Consider the following 18,760-nt stretch of genomic DNA (forward strand, 5'->3'; position numbering starts at 1 on the left):
TTTGCACCTCGTTATGCCTGAGCTTCCTGAGGTGGAGGTAGTGCGCAGGGGTCTCGCGCGCTGGGTCCGCGGGCGCCGCATCGAGGCGGTCGACGTCCTGGACCCCCGTTCAATCCGCCGCCATGCCCTCGGCATCGAGGATTTCATTGGAAACCTCATCGGAGCCCGCGTCAGCGATGCCGTGCGTCGGGGCAAGTTCCTCTGGCTGCCCCTTACCCTCACCGATGACGACGGCGGCTCCCGGCCTGCGCCGTCACCGGACCTGGCGTCCTCAAAGGAACTCCCGGACGGCAGGCCGCCAGTTGCGCTCATGGCTCATCTTGGAATGAGCGGCCAGTTGCTGGTCGAGGACCGCACCCAGCCGGACGAGAAGCACCTGAAGGTTCGCCTTCGGCTGTCTCCGGCTGCTGGGCCTCAGCCGGTGCCGGAGGAGCTTCGTTTCGTGGACCAGCGGATCTTCGGCGGGCTTTTTGTCACGAGCATGGTGGCAACAGCTGATGGTCTTCCCGGCGGACTGGGGGAGGACCTCGTTCCCCTGGTGCCGGTTGAAGCGACGCACATCGCACGTGACCCGCTGGACCCTGCATTCTCCTTCGAGGATTTCTATCGCAAGCTGCATTCCCGCCGCACGGGGCTCAAACGCGCCTTGCTCGACCAGACGCTCGTCTCGGGAATCGGAAACATCTATGCCGACGAATCATTGTGGGCAGCGAAGCTGCACTACGCCCGCCCCACTGACACCCTTCGGCGTGCAGAAGCCTCGCGACTGGTCGAGTCGTGTAGGGACGTCATGATCCGGGCGCTCGAGGCAGGCGGCACCAGCTTCGATTCGCTTTACGTAAACGTGAACGGCGCGTCCGGATACTTTGAGCGCGCGCTGAACGCCTACGGGCGGGAGCGGAAGCCCTGTCGGCGATGCTTCGAGAATGGTTTGGATTCCCTGATCCGGCGCGACACCTTCATGAACCGGTCCTCATACACGTGCCCCAGGTGCCAGCCACGGCCGCGTAACGGACGCTGGTGAGCGGCTCCGACGTGACAAAAGTAAGTAAGCTGACTAGATTCGATATCTCAGTATCTCAGTACCCGACACGTCAGGAGTATCGCGATGAAGAACAAGTTGGTTTTTGCAGCAGGTATGGCAGCAGGCTACGTTCTGGGCGCCCGGGCCGGTCGTGCAAGCTATGAGCAGATCAAAGTGAAGGCCAACGAGCTCTGGAACAACCCGAAGGTCCAGGACAAGGTTTCCCAGGCATCGGAGACGGTAAAAACGAAGGCTCCGGAGGTTCAGGCGCAGGCAGAGCAGGCCCTGAAAAAGGCGCAGTCAGCCATGCACCGCAATGGCGATCAGGACGGCCCCAAAAGCGCGCAGGACGAGTACAAAATCTAATCCGGCGCGGCTGAACCGGCGTTTCTCGTGATTGAAATGTGACATCCAGCCCGAAAGAATGTAACGTTATGGACACGCCGGGCTCAAAAGCCCGGCTTCCTTCTGGTGGATTGCCTAATCCTGCCGCCGTCGGAAGGTCCGTTCGCTACACACTGCGGCAGGAGCGGGGGAACCAGATAGCGGGCTTCTTCAGAAGTCCTAGGGGTGAAGACTCACCGGTCCAAGACCGGTAGTCCGGGTGGCTCCCATCCGAATCCGACAGCTAACTCCGCCGGCATTGGGAGAGGCTATTTCCGTGTCCAAAAACCGTCATATCGCACGCCACCGTGCAACCCCGCCCAGCACCATGCAGGTCGTTTCCAAGGCAGTCAGCTCACACGCCGGCACCGTTGGCCGCCCAGCAGCCGTTGTTGTAGCAGCTTCCGGAATCATGTTCGGAGCGGCCCTGCCAGCAAGCGCGGGCACCACCACCTACACCCCAGCACCGTCAGTCGAGGCCAACGTCCAGGCTGCAGCCGCTCCTGTGGCCCCGGCAGCTCCGGTTGCTCCGGCTCCCGTGGCACCGGCTCCGGCCGTCAATGCTCCGACCCACACCGTGCAGTCCGGGGACACCCTCGGCTCGATCGCAGCGAACTATGGCGTCAGCCTGGACGCCGTGTTCGCTGCTAACGGCCTCGGCTGGGATTCGATCATCTACCCGGGTCAGGTCATCAGCCTCTCCGGCAGCGCTGCTGCCGCTCCGGCTCCTGCCGCAGCTCCGGCGCCCGCTCCGGTACAGCAGATTCAGGTAGCAGCTCCGGCAGCCGCGCCTGCAGTGCAGGTACAGGCTGCTGCTGTTGCTCCGGCACCGGTCGAGACCAGCACCATGGGCATCAACCTTGCCTCCAGCAACATCCAGGTTGCAGACAACTCGGGCAGCGCCAGCGGCGCAGGCATCCTCGCGTCGGCTCGGGCACAGCTCGCAGCCGGTGCTATTCAGGACTGCACCGTTCTCCTCGAGAGGGCCCTCGGTACGGGCGACCTCGGACCCACACAGTTCGCTGGCTACGGTACCCCGGTTAGCACACCTGCACCGGGCGACATTGTCATCACGGGCGGACACGTAGCCGTCTACGCTGGCAACGGCCAGGTCATCAGCAGCGGAATGAATGGTGCAAACCTCACCATGCAGCACCCGCTGAGCGATCTGCCGGGCGCCTACTTCGTGCGCGTCTAATCTTCGCCTTAGTCTCTCGTCGCTGGGGAGGACCTGTAAAGGTCCTTCCCAGCGGCATTTAATGAACCAACGCGACAGGTGGCAGGCTGAGGGTCCGATCGCAAACCGTCAGTTATCTGAACATCAGTGCCTGATGCGCGACGCTGAATCGCCATAGTGCGCGGCGAGGCGTGCAAAACCCTCGTCCAGGCTCACCTCCGGAGTCCAGCCAAGCAGGGACCTGGTGTGCCGCTGGTCGAACCAATGGGCCGTTGACAACTGCTCCGCGAGGAAGCGGGTCATGGGAGGCTCGCTGTCGGCCTTGGAAGCGCGCCAGATACTTTCGACGACGCTGCCGGCCGCTCTGCCTGCCCAGCCTGGGATCGATCTCCGGGGTTCCCGGACGCCGCCGGCGGAGCAAATGCGGGTGAGGAGCTCACCGATCGGGCGCGGTTCACCGTTCGTGATGACCAGCGGGGATCCGGAGATGTACTCCATCCGGTCAAGGGCGGCAGCGATGGCCGACGCCGCGTTGTCCACGTAGGTTGTGTCAACGAGCGCGGTTCCACCGGCAAGCAGTGGCAGCCTGCCCGCGCGGGCCCGGCTGAGTACCCGCTCTACCAGCTGGGTGTCACCGGGTCCCCAGACAATATGGGGGCGCAGAACCGCGACCGGCATCTGGCCGTCGTTCGCCTCGAGAGCAAGGATCTCCGCCTGCGCCTTGGTGCGCGCATAGGATCCGCGGGCGAGCTCCGGCTGAGCCGGCCCGGCAACCGCGCCAACCAGCGACGCTCCGGTGTGGGCCACTGACGGCGAGGAAACGTGCACGAAGTGCTGAACGCCCGCGGACCGGGCCGCAGCCAGGAGCCCAGCTGTGCCGAGCACATTGGTGCGGTAGAAAGCATCCGGATTGCCGGTGACAGACACCTTTGCCGCGAGGTGAATGACGGCGTCGACCCCCGCGACAGCGTTCGCAAGGGCGGAACCGTCAGCGAGGTCACCTGCTAGGTCCTCCGCGCCCGGCACACCGGAGGGACGCCGCTGGAAGGTCCTGACATCGCGGCCGTTGCGCAGGAGCAGGGACGCCACCGCGCCGCCCAGCATCCCGCTGGCACCGGTGACGAGGACCTTCACGGCCTCTTCCTCCCACGCCCCTGGAGCGCGTCGCCGGCCCACGCAGCTACTGCTGTACGGTCGATTTTTGCGTTATGCCGGATATCGGTCGGAAGGGCGGACAGCGTCAGGACTGCAGCGAGACGGACTCCGCCCGGCCGGACGACGTCCCGGACCATATCCGACAAAGGGCGAGGAGCCAGGCCCGCCTGATCGGCAGCTTCCACAGGAACGACGACGGCGACAACGGCCTGTGTGCCCGTTGGACCGACACCGACCACGGCCGCCTGGCGAACCTCCTTCAACTGTTCGATCGACTGCTCGGGGCCCACGGGTGTCAGAACGCCGTCTGCGGACGTGATGACGTGTGCAAGCCGGCCCTCCACCCAGAGCCGTCCGTCCGCGTCGAGATGCCCGACGTCCCCGGTGCGGTGCCAGCCCGCGGTGCGTGATGATGCCTGTTCCGTGATCCATAACCGGTAATAGCGGTCTTTGACGTGCGGAGCACGCACGAGGATCTCGCCCGTAACGCCTGGCAAATCCGAGGGCACACCGGTGGCAGTGCCCGTGGGGTCAAGCGCGCTGATGCTGACCTCCGCACCCGGTACCGCTCGTCCAACACAGACGCCGTTCCCGGCTCCTGCTACCGAACTGTCCAGGGCCTCGCGAATGTCCTCGAGCTGTATGTCAGTGACGGGCAGCGCTTCCGTCATGCCGTAGGGCGTGTGCAGTGCGGCACCGGGTACCAATGGCTGCAATTGCTCCAGGAGGTTCACGGGGATAGGGGCTCCCGCAGAAAGCAGCACCCTGACGCGTTGCAAGGCATCCTTGCGGCCGGGGACAATGCCCGAGGCTGTGGCCAGGACGTTGCGCAGGGCAGCGGGGGAAGCGAAAACCATGGTGGCGTCGATGGCCGCGGCGGCATCGGCCAGCGCCCGTGCAGTCAGCGTTCGCGGAGCGGTGACGTCCATATCGGGTGTAACCGAAGCCGCTCCCAGTGCGGGGCCAAGCAGGGCGAAGGGCGCAAAACCAGCAACGAGAGCGCTGCCCGGCGCAAGGTTGAGAGTTGCAGAGAGAGTGTCCCGCATCGCCGACAGCTGGCGGTGTGTGTATACAACACCTTTCGCCGGTCCTGTCGATCCGGAGGTGAACAGGATCGCCGCGTCGGAATCGGGGGCGGGATCATCGCCCGCATAGCTCGGGTGCCCAGCGAGGAGGTCTTCGAGGCGGTGACGCACACCGAGGAGTCGCGCCCGTGGCGCTGCTCCGACGCTGACGCGGGTGCCCGGCCACCCGAACAGCCTGCCGGCGACGAGCGCGCGTTCAATGCCGATGAGGAAGTCCGGCACAGTGCCGCGAACGGCGCGGCTGAGCCCCTTGACCCCCAGCCCGGCGTCCGCGACCACGATCACAGCGCCCAATCTCAGGCAGGCATAAATCAACGTGGTCAGCTCAATGCCCGGGGGAACCATCAGGCTGACCCTGCTTCCCGCCTTGACTCCGATCCGGCTGAGGCCGGCGGCGAGGCGGCTGACCCTGTCCTCCAGTTCCTTCCACGACAGCGAGTCGGCCACCGCACCGTAGCTTCCCATATCTGCCACCGCCAGCATGTCAGCGGTCGGACCGCTGCTCCGCTCGTGGATCTGCTGCCAGAGCGGGGTGAACGCTGCGGAGGGACGGGCGGGACGGCCGTCGTCGTCGTTCTCGGTGCGGTGGTCAAGCCAATCAAAGATTGGCGAGGCGATGTCACGGTCTTCAGCGACCAAATGGCTTGCGCCCTCGAAGCGGTGTATATCAGCCTGCGGAAGGCGTTCCGCCAGGTCATCGAGATAGGTGTCCGAAAAAATCGGATCTGCCGGGCCCCACAGCAGAAACACGGGCACGTCGAGTGTACGGATGGAGTCGGCAATCCGGCTCAACTCCGCGTGGCTTGGGTGCCCGGGACCAACGGGAATGTCAGCGACGAACTGTTCGATGCCTCGGCGCCGTGCGGCTGTCCGGTAAGGCAGGCGGTAAGCCGCCCGTACATCCCGGCTGAGACGCGGGCGGGCCAGCGCAAGCGTTGTATCGAGGAAAGCGGTTGTTGTCGACGTTCCCACCCGGTGCACGGCGCCGCTGAGAGCGAGGCGCAGCGGCGCGGGAATGGGGGAGCCCGGGTTCTGGTGGATTGCCGTATTGGTCAGGACGACGGCGGTGAGGTTCGCGCGATTGCGGTCGGCGAAGCCAAGGCTGACGACGCCGCCCCAGTCGTGTCCAACTGTCACTAGAGGTCCGCTGAGCCCGACCGCGGAGACGAAATCCTCGAGGTCGCGTACGCGGTCGGCGAGACGCCGGGCGCGTCCGGTCCGTTCGGAATAGCCCATCTCGAGCTGGTCAACGGCGATGACCCGCCAACCGTGCTCGGCACCCGCGGCCAGCAAGCTGCGCCAGAGGTAGGACCAGGTGGGATTGCCGTGGACACAGAGCAGCGTGCCGCGGAGATCACCGGTTACGGAGGCCAGGTTGTCCAGGTAGTGCCACCGGTTGATGGTTCCAGCCGGATCAACGTCGGCTGTGGACGGCACGTCGAGGTAGGCCGACCACGACGGGTCGACGCCGGGAAGTTCTACCACTCAATCTCCAGCATCGCGGTGTTGAGGCCGGAGCCCACACCCATGCACAGCACGCGGTCGCCGGTAGTAAGCCGCTGGGCTTCCGCGGCGAGCGTCATGGGCAGTGACGCCGGCCCGACGTTGCCCCAGAGAGGGAAGGTCTGGGGGACCCGGGCTGGATCGAGATCGACGGCTTCGATGATTGCCTTGGTATGGGTGGTACTCACCTGGTGGGTGACATAGCGGTCCATGTCCGACCAGTTCCAGTCCTGTTGGGCTTCGGTCCAGGCGTCAACCACCAGCTCCAGGCCGCCGTCGAGCAGCCCCTGTGCGTCCGTATACATGCCGTCGATACCTCCGACGCACAATTCGTGATGCTCAGTACCGGCACGCGCCACTCCGCCGAGGACGCGGTGGGAGCCCGGGTGGAGATCCGCCGGGCCCAGAATGGCGGCGGCTGCGCCGGAACCTAAGGTCAGCGTTGCAAACTCCTGCATGAAACTCTCACGCGTGGCCGTTGGCTCATTCAGCCGCCGAAGGGTGGCTTCCTGGGTGGCCTGGGCGTCTTCACCATTGACCACCATGGCGTACTGGATCTGGCCGGCTTCGATCATGTTTGCCGCCAGGGTCATCCCATTGACGAAACCCAGACACGCGTTGGCGACATCAAAATTCATGGCGGAGGACGGCAGCCCCAGACCGTTGTGGATCTTCACCGCAACGGATGGTTCGAGATTGGTGCGGGAGACCGAGGTGTTGATCAGCAGCCCGATCTGGGAAGCCGCGATACCTGTTGATGCGAGGGCCTTGGCGCCCGCTTCGATGGCGCCGTCTTCGAATCCCGTTCCGGGTGCCCACCAGCGCCGCTCGGTGATTCCCGCCACGCGCTGCAAAAGCCCTTTGGACAGCCGGAGCCGTTTCAGGGCCGGAGAGAGGATGCGATCGAATTCCGCAGACGTGACGATGACCGGTGCCTCAACACTTTCCACGCCGAGGAGCGCGGTGTTGTGATGTCGGAAGTTGAAATTACCGGTCAAATTTCCTGCCTCGTGTCCGTCTATTCCCTGTGCGGGTGGTCCGCTGGTCCGCTGTTCGCTGCACCGGAACCGATAGCGCTTTGCCGGCAGTGGATGCCAATCTGAAAATGATAAGCATACTTCGGTTACTAACGTTCCTGAGGAAAGCCTAGTTCCTCCGGCAGATAACGGCACGTTGACACCGGAGATACGCGGGTGGAGCTGCGTGGGTAAATGCCGTGAAACCGGCTGTGAACGCAGTAGATTATGGGTAACAATCCCTTTTTGGAGACCCGAGACCCGTGCACCTGAAAAGTCTGACCGTTCGAGGCTTCAAGTCTTTTGCCTCTGCGACGACCTTCGACTTTGAACCTGGAGTCACCGCCGTCGTCGGTCCCAACGGATCCGGCAAATCGAACGTTGTGGACGCCCTCGCCTGGGTGATGGGCGAGCAGGGCGCGAAGACGCTGCGCGGCGGAAAAATGGAAGACGTCATCTTCGCGGGCACCTCCGGCAGGCCGCCGCTGGGCCGCGCCCAGGTGTCGTTGACCATTGACAATGCCGACGGAGCGCTGCCGATCGAGTATTCAGAGGTGACAATATCCCGCACCCTTTTCCGGGCGGGCGGCTCCGAGTACGCAATCAACGGAAATAATTGCCGGCTCCTCGACATCCAGGAGCTGCTCTCCGATTCCGGGCTCGGGAGGGAGATGCACGTCATCGTCGGGCAGGGCCAGCTGGATCGTGTGCTGCACGCAACCCCTGAAGACCGGCGGGGGTTCATCGAGGAAGCCGCCGGAATACTGAAGCACCGCCGGCGCAAGGAAAAGACGGTCCGCAAGCTCGAGGCCATGCAGGCCAACCTCACCCGGCTCACCGACCTCACCGGCGAGCTGCGCCGGCAGCTGACCCCGCTCGGCAAGCAGGCGGATGTCGCCCGCCGTGCCCAACAGGTGCAGTTCGAGGCCCGCGATGCGCGTGCGCGGCTGCTCGCCGACGACCTGGTGCAGCTCACCTCGTCTTTCGAGCAGGAGATTGCTGACGAGACTGCACTGAAGCAACGGCGTGCCGAGGTCGAGTCCCTCCTTGAGGCCGGGCGGTCCCGGCAGGCGGAACTTGAAGGCCTTGCCGCGGAGGCTACCCCGCGGCTGAATGCAGCACGTGACACCTGGTACCGACTTTCATCCGCCCGCGAACGCTTCAGGTCCCTCGGCGCCCTCGCCGAGGAGCGCCGTCGTCTGCTGGGGTCTGTGGACACCGCAGGGGAGGGTGGGCGTGACCCCGCTGAGTTGGACCGGCAGGCCGCGGTTGTCCGTGCCGAAGAGACTGAGCTGCACGAACGCGTTGCCGAGCTTTCCGACATGCTTGAGGACGCGCTCGAGCAGCGCGCCGAGGCGGAAGACGCGGCCGCCGCCGAGGAGCAGCGCCTCGCGTCGCTGCTGCGCGCAGCTTCGGACCGGCGCGAAGGGCTCGCTAAGCTGTCCGGTCAGGTGGGCGCAGCGCGGTCCCGGGTCGAAGCGGCGGAGGCAGAACTGGGCAGGCTCCGCGAGTCCGTCGTCGAGGTGGCCGAACGTCGTCGTCGTGCGCAGAGCGAGTTCACTGCGCTCGAATCGCAGGTTGCCGGTGCGGAGGAAGGCGAAGAGGGCCTGGACGCCGATTATGAGGAAGCCGGCGCCGCCCTTGACGCTGTGCTGGAGAGGCTGGAAGACCTCAAGGCGCAGGAGCGGTCGGCCGAGCGGGAACGCGGCGCGCTCCAGGCACGAGTCGAAGCCCTGCGTCTCGGCCTGGAGCGCAAAGACGGGTCAAGGACCCTGTTGGCGGCCGGGATGGACGGGGTGCTCGGGCCGGTTGCCGGGCTGCTGACGGTGGAGCCGGGCTACGAGGCCGCCATAGCGGCCGCGCTGGGCTCGTTGTCCGAGGGAGTCGCAGTTGAATCGCTCGGTGCCGCCGGTGCTGCCCTTCAACGTATGAAGGACGACGACGCCGGCCGGGTCGAGCTTCTCGTCGCGGTCCCGGCCGGTCAGGAGACAGGCGCTGAAGCGCTGCCCGACGGCGCCCGCGCCGCCGCTTCGCTCGTCACCAGCCGCGGCGGCGTGGAAGCGGCCGTGCGCGCCCTGCTGTCTGCCGTCGTCGTCGTTGAGTCGCTTGCGGACGCCGCGGATCTGGTGCAGCGGCATCCTTCGCTGACCGCAGTGACACGTGAGGGTGACGTCTATACGGCGGTCTCAGTGCGGGGAGGCACTGCCGCGGCGCCCGGCACCCTGGAAATGCAGGCAGCTGTCGATGAGGCAACCGAAGCCCTTCGTATCGCTACCGAACGGAACGAGCGCGCCCGCTTCGGGATTTCTGCAGCCACCGCACAGCGGAAGGAGGCTCAGGAACGGGCAGACGCGGCGCTGGAGAGGCTGCATGAGTCGGATGCACGGCTCGCTGCCGTCGCAGAGAAGCTGGGCCAGCTGGGATCAGTCCTGCGCTCCGCCTCAGGGGAAACCGAGCGGCTGACACGCCTGGCGGAAGCGGCCGAGGAAAACCTTGCCGCGGAGCAGGGCCGCCTTGAGGAAATCGCGCAACGGCTCGCGCACGCACAGGACGCTCCGGCGGACGCTGAGCCCGACACCCAGAGCCGGGACATGCTCGCTCTGGCCGCGACACACGCGCGTCAGGCGGAAATGGAGGCACGTCTTGCGCTGCGGAGCGCTGAGGAGCAGCTGAGGGCAACCGCAAGTCGGGCAGTGTCCCTGGAGCGTGCGGCGCAGACGGAGCGGGCAGCACGGGAACAGGCAGCGGAGCGGGCCAGGATCCGCCGGCTCCAGAGCGCCAAGGCAGCCGCCGTAGGAAAGGCCGCGCACCAGGCCGTGGCCTTCCTCGACGTCTCAGTCAACCGTGCCGGCCGCGCCCGGAACGCTGCTGACGAGGTACGGTCCGCGTGGGAGGCCGAGCTCGCCGGAGTCCGCGCTCGCAACGAGTCGCTGATGGAAGAGCTGGCGGAGTTGACCGATTCCGTGCACCGGGATGAATTGGCCCGCGCCCAGCAGCGGCTGAGGATCGAGGCACTTCAGAACCGGGCTATCGATGAGCTGGGGCTCACTGCGGATCACCTGGTCGCCGAATTCGGACCGGACCAACCCGTTCCGGCCCCCGCGCAGCCGGCGGACAAGTGGGCGGAGCTGCACGTGGCCGTGGACGACGACGGCAATGCCATCCGTGAGGGCGTGCCGTATGTCCGCGGAGAGCAGGAGAAGCGCCTCAAGCGGGCCGAGCGGGATCTTTCGGCGCTCGGCAAGGTGAATCCGCTGGCGCTGGAGGAGTTTGCGGCGCTCGAGGAGCGTCACCAGTTCCTCAGCACCCAGCTGGAGGACCTCAAAGCCACCCGTAAGGACTTGCTGGACATCATCCGCGAGGTCGACGAGCGCGTGGAACAGGTGTTCACCGCCGCCTACCGGGACACTGCGGAGCAGTTCGAGCGCGTGTTCGGTCGTTTGTTCCCAGGCGGCGAGGGCCGGTTGGTCCTGACCGATCCGGAGGACATGCTGACCACTGGCATCGAGGTCGAGGCGAGGCCGGCGGGCAAGAAGATCAAGAGGCTCTCACTGCTGTCCGGCGGCGAAAGGTCACTCACCGCCGTCGCACTCCTGGTGGCGATCTTCAAGGCCCGCCCCTCCCCGTTCTATGTGATGGACGAGGTGGAGGCGGCACTCGATGACACCAACCTTGGCCGGCTCATCACCATCTTCGAGGAACTGCGGGAGTCAAGCCAGCTCATCGTCATCACCCACCAGAAACGCACCATGGAGGTGGCGGACGCGCTCTACGGCGTGACGATGCGCGGCGATGGCGTGTCTACGGTGATCAGCCAGCGGCTGGTGGACGCCTGACGGACAGGTCCGTATCGACCAGCGTCTCGCGTGCCGCCGTCCACATCAGGAAAGCGGCCAGGGCCGTCACGCCGGTGAGCCCGAAGGCCCAGCCGTAGGAGAAGGCATCGACGAGCAGCCCGGCCAGGATCGGCCCGAAGATGGCTCCGGTATCGGTGCTCATCTGGAAGGCGGCCAGCACCTTGCCGCCGCTCCTGTCGTTGCCGATGACGTCGGCGACAGCCGCCTGCTGTGCCGGGTTGAGGATGCCTGCGCCGATGCCCGCGACCACTGAGACGGCGAGGAATGTCGTCACATCCGTGGTGAGGCCAAGGCATGCCATCGCGGCGCCGTTGACGGCCAATCCGGTGAGTACGAGCGGTTTCCGGCCGAGTGAATCGGCCAGCCTGCCGGAGACTGTCAGAGCGAGTGCAGTCCCGCCGGCGAAGAAGGCGAGGGCGATTCCGGCCACCTCCGGGCCTGCTCCGAGCACTGCCGCTGCGAACAGCGGCACGAGCGCCATGCGCACGCCGAAGGACGCCCAACCGTTTGCGAAGCCGGACACGAGCGCGGCCCGGTACGCCGAATCCCGGACGGCTTTTCGCACGGTGAGGGCCGGCTGGGCGGCAGCTGCCGTGCGGGTGCCCAGCGTGGAGTCCTTGAGCTGGAAGAAGACGACGGCGGCCGCAATCAGCAGCGCGCCTGCATACACAAGAAACGGAACCCTCAGGCCGAACCCGGCCAGCAATCCGCCCAGGAACGGGCCGGCAATGCTTCCGAGGAGAAACGCCGAGGCATAGGCGCCCGTCACCCGTCCCCGCATCCCAGCCGGCGCAATACGGACAATGAGACCCATCGCCGAGATTGTGAACATGGTCGAGCCGATGCCGCCAAGGCCGCGGAAGACCAGCAACTGCCCGTAGTCAGCTGCGAACGCGCATGCCGCCGTCGACAGCGCGACAATCAGCAGGCCGGCCACATACACCGGACGCTCACCGAGGCGTTCGACCAACTTGCCGCCGGCGGGCGCAAAGACAAGCCGGGTGAACGCGAAGGCGCTGACGATCACGGCAGCCGCTGTCGCCTCCACGCCGAAGCTCTGGGCGAACTGCGGGAGCACCGGCGCAACGAGCCCGAAGCCGATCGCGATGACGAAGGCCGCGGCGATGAGTACCTTGATCTCGCGCGGCAGGCGCGGGCGTTCTTCAGCGGCGGAGCCGGGTTTCGTGCGCCGGGGAAAGTTTCTGAAAGCAACCACGATTCATGATTCTCCCAGTTTCTGCGCGCCCCAACTGCCGGGCGGCCGTGTGAGAAGCTTGGAAGCGTGAACGAGATCCTCCCGATAGTTATTTACATAGTCGTCGCCCTGGCTGTTCTGGGTTCGCTTGCAGCCCTGTTGGTGCGTTCCCGCCGCACCCCGCCGGGTACCTACTCCACCACGCGGGACCCGGATGACGACGGCGGTACCGCCGCACGCGGCGTCGGAACCGACACTCTGGAGAGGCCCTCCGGCCTCGATACCGGGCCGGACGTCGTCGTGCCTGATGACCTCAGGGATCTTGAGGACACCCCCACCGGCGTCGAGACCGTACCGGTCGAGACTCCAGATCCTGTGCAGGGCCGCCTGGCCAGACTGCGCGCCAGACTGGCGAAGTCCAACAATGCGCTCGGTAAGGGACTTCTGGCGCTGTTGTCCCGCGACCGCATCGATGAGGACGTCTGGGACGAGATCGAGGAAACGCTGCTCCTGGCGGACCTCGGAACTGAACCGACCACCGAACTTGTCGATGCTCTTCGCGAACGCGTGAAAATCGCGGGCAGCCGCAGTCCGGAGGAGGTCAAGGGGATGCTCCGGGAGGAGCTGATCAAGCTCGTTGACCCCACGATGGACCGGTCGCTTGCCACCGACCGCCACGCTGACCGCCCCGCCATTGTGATGGTTGTCGGAGTGAACGGCGTGGGAAAGACCACCACGGTCGGCAAGCTCGCCCGTGTGCTCGTGGCAGAGGACAAGGACGTGCTGCTCGGTGCAGCAGACACCTTCCGCGCAGCCGCTGCGGAGCAGCTGGCCACCTGGGGACAGCGGGTCGGGGTGCCCACGGTGAAATCAGATGTCGACGGCGCAGATCCTGCCTCCGTGGCCTTTGAGGCGGTCAAGGCTGGAATCGAAGGTGAGGTCGACGTCGTCATGATCGATACCGCCGGCCGCCTGCAGAACAAGGTTGGCTTGATGGACGAACTCGGCAAAGTCAAGCGCGTCATTGAGAAGCAGGGCACCGTCGACGAGGTGCTGCTCGTTCTTGACGCCACTACCGGTCAGAACGGTCTGAACCAGGCCAAGGTGTTCTCAGAGGTTGTCAACATCACGGGAATCGTCCTGACCAAACTGGACGGTACCGCCAAGGGCGGCATCGTCGTCGCAATCCAGCGCTCGCTGGGGGTACCGGTCAAGCTGATCGGTCTGGGTGAGGGCGCTGATGACCTCGCGCCGTTCGAAGCCGAGGAATTTGTCGACGCGCTCCTGAACTGACCCAAGGACGGCGGTTCAAGGTTCCGCTCCACCCGCGAAACACGGCGGAAACACCGGGGACACGCACTCTTTACGTCAGTGCGTCCGGCGTAACCTCCCGGCAACACAGTTCCCAACGTGCTGAAACACGTCGTTGCAAGACTTCTCTGCAGCGGGAAGTGCCCGCCACTCGCGAGAGGACGTAACGATGGATCTGACAGCAGGTCACGTCTGGGTCATGGTTTCCGCCGCCCTGGTATTGCTGATGACCCCCGGACTGGCATTTTTCTACGGCGGCATGACCCGTGCCAAAGCAGCACTGAACATGATGATGATGAGCTTCATCGCCGTCGGACTGGTGGGTATCGTCTGGGTGCTGTGGGGCTACTCGATGACGGTGGGCGACGGCGTTGCCCAGCTCTTCGGGAATCCGTTCTCCTCCTTCGGGCTTGACGGCCTCATCGGAACAGAGGACATGATCGGCGCAGGCTACGGCGTTACGTTTGCGATCATCACGGTGGCCCTGATCAGCGGCGCAATCGCGGACCGCGCCAAGTTCGGCGCCTGGTCGCTCTTCGTGCCCATCTGGGTCACAGCGGTCTACTGCCCGCTGGCCTTCATGGTCTGGGGCGGCGGACTGCTCAGTGCCGAGGGTGCTATCGGAAGCACCGTCGGTGAGGCCATTGACTTCGCGGGCGGCACCGTCGTCCACATCAGCGCCGGCGTCGCGGCACTGGTACTGGCCATCATCCTCGGCAAGCGGCAGGGATTCGGCAAGGACCCGGCACACCGGCCGCACAACGTCCCGCTGGTCATGCTTGGCGCCGCCCTGCTGTGGTTCGGCTGGTTCGGTTTCAACGGCGGTGCCGCAAGTACTGCCGAAGAAGCAGGGCTGATCTGGGTCAACACCATGGCCGCGCCCGCAGCAGCAATGGTCGGCTGGCTCGTCCTCGAGCGTTTCCGCGACGGCCGGCCCACATCCCTCGGAGCAGCCTCGGGCATCGTCGCCGGCCTCGTTGCCATCACGCCGGCCTGTGCAAGTGTCAGTCCCATCGGAGCGGTCGGGCTGGGTCTGGTATCGGGTGCCGTGTGTGCGCTGGCAGTCGGTTTGAAGTACAAGCTCGGCTTTGATGACTCACTCGATGTGGTCGCAGTGCACCTGGTGGCGGGCACCCTGGGAACCATCGCGATCGGCTTCATTGCCCTGCCTGTCGACGGCGAAGGCGGCGGGTTGTTTTATGGCGGCGGCAGCGGTCAGCTTGTCGCGCAGATCGTCTCTGTCCTGGTAGCCGTAACGCTGTCTGCGGTGATGACGGCCGTGATCGGGCTGGCGATCCACAAGACCATCGGATTCCGGGTTACTGCAGACAACGAAGTCTCCGGCGTCGACCTTTCCGAACACGCAGAAACTGCCTACGAATTCGGAGGGCTCGGCGTTGGAGGACAGTTCCACCCATTCCACGCAACTGCCAAGGTCTCCGTTGCCGATCCCGGCCAGCAGAAGGTGACGTCATGAAACTGGTTACTGCCATTGTTCGTCCGGACAAACTGGACAGCGTGAGGGGAGCCCTGGAGAACTACGGCGTTCAGGGCCTTACCGTCAGCCAGGCGAGCGGTTACGGCCGCCAGCGCGGGCACACGGAGGTTTACAGGGGAGCGGAGTACACCGTCGACCTCCTCCAGAAAGCCCGCGTAGAGGTGCTCGTGTCGGACGCCTCGGTCACCGACATCGTGGACGTGCTGGTCTCAACAGCAAACACGGGCCGGGCTGGCGACGGGAAGGTGTGGGTCCTCCCGGTGGAAGATGCCGTCCGCGTCCGTACGGGCGAACGCGGGGAAGCGGCGCTCTAGCGTTCCAAGGATGTTTTGTGCAGCTGTGGCGGGATGGGATCGGCCTATCCCGCCATAGCTGCACTATTTTTCGCCTCCCACTTCGGCTGTGCTCCAGTTCGACGGACCGGCCGATCCCGCTGGATATTCGTCCATCGGTACATCGTTTGCTTTCCAGGCCTCCAGCACCGGTTCCACGATGCGCCAGCAATCCTCAGCCGTGTCGCCGCGTACGGACAGCGTGGGGTCACCGGACAGCACGCCGTCAAGAACTTCACCGTAGGGCAGGAGTTCCGAGGCATTCAGTTCCGCCTGCAGGGTTGCCCGGTCCAGGCAGAACACGTCGCCGGGACCGTTCACATCAAGGTCCAACTCAAGGGTGTCCGGACCGAAGCCGATGCGCAGCCGCGTAGGGGAGTCCACTCCTGTGAAGCCGTCCGGAAGGTGGTTAACCGGCTTGAAGGTGATCACTGCTTCCTTGCGGGTCCGGCCGAGGGACTTCCCTGACCGCAAGCGGAATGGAACTCCCGCCCACCGCTCGTTGTTGATTGACACTACAATTTCGGCGAGCGTCTCGGTGCCACGGGAGGGATCGACGCCGCTCTCATCCACATAATTTGGAACCTCGCGCCCGTCGATGCTTCCCGCGGTGTAGCGGGCGCGTCGGGTACTGGAACGGAAATCCGGGTGCACCGAGCTGGCCCTCAGCACGGTTCCGATATGGTCCCTCAGGTCCCGCTCGTGCAGCGTCGAGGGCGCATTCATTGCGATGAGAGCCATCACCTGCAGCAGGTGGCTTTGGATCATATCCTTCAACGCACCAGCGCCGTCGTAATAGCGCGCACGGTTTTCGAGCGTCAGCTTCTCGTCGAAGACAATGTCTACCGAATCGATGTGGAGGCTGTTCCACACCGGTTCCAGCAGGCGGTTCGCGAACCGCAGTCCAAGGATGTTCAGCACCGTCGCCTTACCGAGGAAATGGTCCACCCGGTGGATGTGGTCTTCAGGCACCAACCGGCCCAGAATCGTGTTCAATCGGGTTGCCGATTCCCTGTCGGTGCCGAACGGTTTCTCCATCACCAGGCGTGATCCGTCCGGGAGGTCCTCAGGTTCGAGTGTGGCGCAGGCCTTCTCGCTGACGGCCGGCGGCAGTGCGAAATAGATCGCGACCGGCGGCTGGAGGCCGGCAATCAGCTCTGCCAGTGAACCCTCCGCTGTGACATCAACCTGATGATAAGTACTGCCCGCGCAGATCTGTTCAAGGGCGCCGTCATCGTTGCGGGTACCGGTATCCGGCGATGCAGCGGCGAAGGACGTGGCGAGGCGCTCCTGCCAATCCTCAGTGCTCCAGGCGTCCGAGCCGGCTCCGACCAGGGTTATCCCTTCGGCTTTCCCGTGTCTCACTAGCCGCGCCAGCCCGGGCAACAGCAGGCGGCCGGTGAGGTCGCCAGAGGCGCCGAGGATCAGCAACGTCTTGATGGCCTGCCCCTGGAATTGGTGTCCGGAAGCCTGTTCGTCAATCGCATGAGTAGTCACCCTTAACACCCTGCCACTGCAAGGGGGTAGCTGTCTGCTGCCTGTTGGAGCGAACCCAGTTGCTACCCTAGATAGTTGAATCCACTTGAGTTCGAGGAAAGCAGTTCACGCACCGTGTTCAATTCACTTTCAGACCGGTTGACAGCGACCTTCAAGAACCTGCGCGGAAAGGGCCGGCTGTCGGAGGCAGACGTCGACGCAACGGTTCGCGAAATCCGTCGCGCCCTGCTTGACGCGGACGTTGCTGTGCCGGTGGTTCGCGCCTTCACAGCGCAGGTCAAGGAACGCGCCCTTGGTCTTGAGGTCTCACAGGCCCTCAACCCCGGACAGCAGATCGTCAAGATTGTGAACGAGGAGCTGGTGGGCATCCTCGGCGGCGAGACCCGACGCCTTCGACTCGCCAAGAACCCGCCCACGGTCATCATGCTTGCCGGTCTTCAGGGTGCCGGCAAAACCACCTTGGCGGGCAAGCTGGCCAAGTGGCTCAAGGGCCAGGGCCATAGTCCTCTGCTGGTTGCCTGTGATCTCCAGCGTCCCAACGCGGTCAAGCAGCTGCAGGTCAACGGGCAGCGCGCAGGCGTTCCCGTGTTCGCTCCACATCCCGGTGTGAGTTCCGAATTCGAGGCGTCGACCGGCAATCCTGTGGATGTTGCCCGACAGGGCGTCGCCGAGGCACGAACCAAGCTCCACGACATCGTCATTGTCGACACCGCCGGCCGTCTCGGCATCGATGCCGAGCTCATGCAGCAGGCGTCGGACATCCGTGATGCCGTCAACCCGGATGAAGTGCTCTTCGTTATTGACGCGATGATCGGCCAGGATGCGGTGAATACCGCACAGGCCTTCAACGAGGGCGTCAACTTCACCGGTGTGGTTCTGACCAAGCTGGACGGCGACGCCCGCGGCGGCGCCGCCCTTTCTGTGGCGTCGGTGACCGGCAAGCCGGTTATGTTTGCTTCCACAGGCGAGGCCCTCACCGACTTCGAGGTCTTCCATCCGGACCGTATGGCATCCCGCATCCTCGACATGGGAGACATCCTCACCCTGATCGAGCAGGCCGAGAAGGCATGGGACAAGGACGAGGCCGCCCGGATGGCGAAGAAATTCGCCGACCAGGAGGATTTCACCCTCGATGACTTCCTTGCGCAAATGCAGCAGATCCGCAATATGGGCTCCATGAAGAAGATGCTCATGATGATGCCGGGCGCCGCGAACATGCGTGAGCAGCTGGAGAACTTCGACGAGCGCGAGATTGACCGCGTAGAAGCGATCGTGCGTTCAATGACCCCTCATGAGCGGGTCGCGCCGAAAATCATCAACGGCTCGAGGCGCGCCCGCATCGCCCGCGGCTCCGGCGTCCACGTCTCTGAGGTCAACGGGCTGCTCGACCGTTTCGGGCAGGCACAGAAGATGATGCGCAAGATGGCTGCCGGTGGCGGCATTCCCGGCATGCCCGGTATGCCAGGTCCCGGCGGCTTCAATGGCGGTGCACGGAAGGGCAAAGCAAACGCCAAGGGAAAGAAGAAGCCCCGCTCGGGCAACCCGGCCAAGGCTGCCCAGGAGGCTGCTGCCGCAGAAGCGCGTCGGAACGGTCAGCGCACATCCGTGCCCACCGGTGCCGCTTTCGGCCAGCAGGAAAACTTCGATCCCTCGTCACTGAACTTGCCCAAAGGTTTCGAGAAGTTCCTCGGGAAATAGTTCGATCGGGACGGTGGAACGCCAACCG

The 18,760-nt window shown here is 64.9% G+C and carries 13 protein-coding genes and 1 riboswitch; of the genes, 8 read left to right on the forward strand and 5 right to left on the reverse strand.

Annotation, left to right across the window (positions count from 1 at the left end; all coding sequences use genetic code 11):
• Positions 1 to 13: 13 nt before the first annotated feature.
• The 3 genes from mutM to ABFX19_RS09465 all read left to right on the forward strand — a co-directional run bounded on the left by mutM (position 14) and on the right by ABFX19_RS09465 (position 2,606).
• Positions 14 to 1,024: a bifunctional DNA-formamidopyrimidine glycosylase/DNA-(apurinic or apyrimidinic site) lyase gene (gene mutM / locus ABFX19_RS09455; protein ID WP_346028190.1), complete on the forward strand. Its 1,011-nt coding sequence runs from the start codon at positions 14 to 16 to the stop codon at positions 1,022 to 1,024.
• An 84-nt stretch (positions 1,025 to 1,108) separates the two neighbouring features.
• On the forward strand, positions 1,109 to 1,390 hold the full coding sequence (locus ABFX19_RS09460; RefSeq protein WP_056548287.1) for a hypothetical protein: 282 nt from the start codon (positions 1,109 to 1,111) through the stop codon (positions 1,388 to 1,390).
• Between the two features lie 111 nt (positions 1,391 to 1,501).
• Positions 1,502 to 1,681: riboswitch (cyclic di-AMP (ydaO/yuaA leader) on the forward strand.
• Positions 1,682 to 1,685: 4 nt separating this feature from the next.
• The gene (locus ABFX19_RS09465; RefSeq protein WP_346028191.1) at positions 1,686 to 2,606 is read left to right on the forward strand and encodes a LysM peptidoglycan-binding domain-containing protein; all 921 of its coding nucleotides are present in this window, start codon (positions 1,686 to 1,688) and stop codon (positions 2,604 to 2,606) included.
• A 123-nt stretch (positions 2,607 to 2,729) separates the two neighbouring features.
• Here ABFX19_RS09465 and ABFX19_RS09470 read toward each other — a convergent pair whose 3' ends face one another.
• The 3 genes from ABFX19_RS09470 to ABFX19_RS09480 are packed head-to-tail and all read right to left on the reverse strand — an operon-like array spanning position 2,730 to position 7,326.
• Positions 2,730 to 3,719 carry an NAD-dependent epimerase/dehydratase family protein gene (locus ABFX19_RS09470; RefSeq protein WP_346028192.1) on the reverse strand — a complete coding sequence of 330 codons (990 nt, stop codon included), beginning with the start codon at positions 3,717 to 3,719 and terminating at the stop codon, positions 2,730 to 2,732.
• The gene (locus ABFX19_RS09475) at positions 3,716 to 6,310 is read right to left on the reverse strand and encodes an alpha/beta fold hydrolase (RefSeq protein WP_346028193.1); all 2,595 of its coding nucleotides are present in this window, start codon (positions 6,308 to 6,310) and stop codon (positions 3,716 to 3,718) included. Before ABFX19_RS09475 ends, ABFX19_RS09470 begins: the two co-directional genes overlap by 4 nt.
• Entirely contained in the window at positions 6,304 to 7,326 is a 1,023-nt protein-coding gene (locus ABFX19_RS09480; protein ID WP_277359099.1) for a 3-oxoacyl-ACP synthase III, read from the reverse strand. Before ABFX19_RS09480 ends, ABFX19_RS09475 begins: the two co-directional genes overlap by 7 nt.
• Before the next feature lie 281 nt (positions 7,327 to 7,607).
• On the opposite strand from ABFX19_RS09480, the gene smc reads away from it, so the two are divergent.
• On the forward strand, positions 7,608 to 11,180 hold the full coding sequence (smc, locus tag ABFX19_RS09485; protein ID WP_346028194.1) for a chromosome segregation protein SMC: 3,573 nt from the start codon (positions 7,608 to 7,610) through the stop codon (positions 11,178 to 11,180).
• Here the strand turns inward: smc and ABFX19_RS09490 are convergent.
• The gene (locus ABFX19_RS09490; RefSeq protein WP_404800683.1) at positions 11,155 to 12,417 is read right to left on the reverse strand and encodes an MFS transporter; all 1,263 of its coding nucleotides are present in this window, start codon (positions 12,415 to 12,417) and stop codon (positions 11,155 to 11,157) included. The genes smc and ABFX19_RS09490 overlap by 26 nt on opposite strands.
• Positions 12,418 to 12,483: 66 nt before the next feature.
• Between ABFX19_RS09490 and ftsY the strand changes: the two genes are divergently transcribed.
• The 3 genes from ftsY to ABFX19_RS09505 all read left to right on the forward strand — a co-directional run bounded on the left by ftsY (position 12,484) and on the right by ABFX19_RS09505 (position 15,519).
• Positions 12,484 to 13,689, forward strand: a complete 1,206-nt coding sequence (gene ftsY, locus ABFX19_RS09495) for a signal recognition particle-docking protein FtsY (RefSeq protein ID WP_277357237.1) — start codon at positions 12,484 to 12,486, stop codon at positions 13,687 to 13,689.
• Between the two features lie 187 nt (positions 13,690 to 13,876).
• On the forward strand, positions 13,877 to 15,184 hold the full coding sequence (locus ABFX19_RS09500) for an ammonium transporter (protein WP_346028195.1): 1,308 nt from the start codon (positions 13,877 to 13,879) through the stop codon (positions 15,182 to 15,184).
• The gene (locus tag ABFX19_RS09505; RefSeq protein WP_277357238.1) at positions 15,181 to 15,519 is read left to right on the forward strand and encodes a P-II family nitrogen regulator; all 339 of its coding nucleotides are present in this window, start codon (positions 15,181 to 15,183) and stop codon (positions 15,517 to 15,519) included. The genes ABFX19_RS09500 and ABFX19_RS09505 overlap by 4 nt, the downstream gene beginning before the upstream one ends.
• 63 nt (positions 15,520 to 15,582) lie before the next feature.
• On the opposite strand, the gene ABFX19_RS09510 is transcribed toward ABFX19_RS09505, so the two are convergent.
• Complete coding sequence (locus tag ABFX19_RS09510) at positions 15,583 to 17,034, reverse strand: glucose-6-phosphate dehydrogenase (protein ID WP_277357239.1); 1,452 nt, start codon at positions 17,032 to 17,034, stop codon at positions 15,583 to 15,585.
• Positions 17,035 to 17,148: 114 nt separating this feature from the next.
• Between ABFX19_RS09510 and ffh the strand changes: the two genes are divergently transcribed.
• Positions 17,149 to 18,732: a signal recognition particle protein gene (gene ffh / locus ABFX19_RS09515; RefSeq protein WP_277357350.1), complete on the forward strand. Its 1,584-nt coding sequence runs from the start codon at positions 17,149 to 17,151 to the stop codon at positions 18,730 to 18,732.
• The last annotated feature ends 28 nt before the right edge of the window (positions 18,733 to 18,760 follow it).

Origin of the sequence: Arthrobacter parietis (assembly GCF_039530425.1) — a bacterium.
GTDB lineage: Bacteria > Actinomycetota > Actinomycetes > Actinomycetales > Micrococcaceae > Arthrobacter_D > Arthrobacter_D parietis.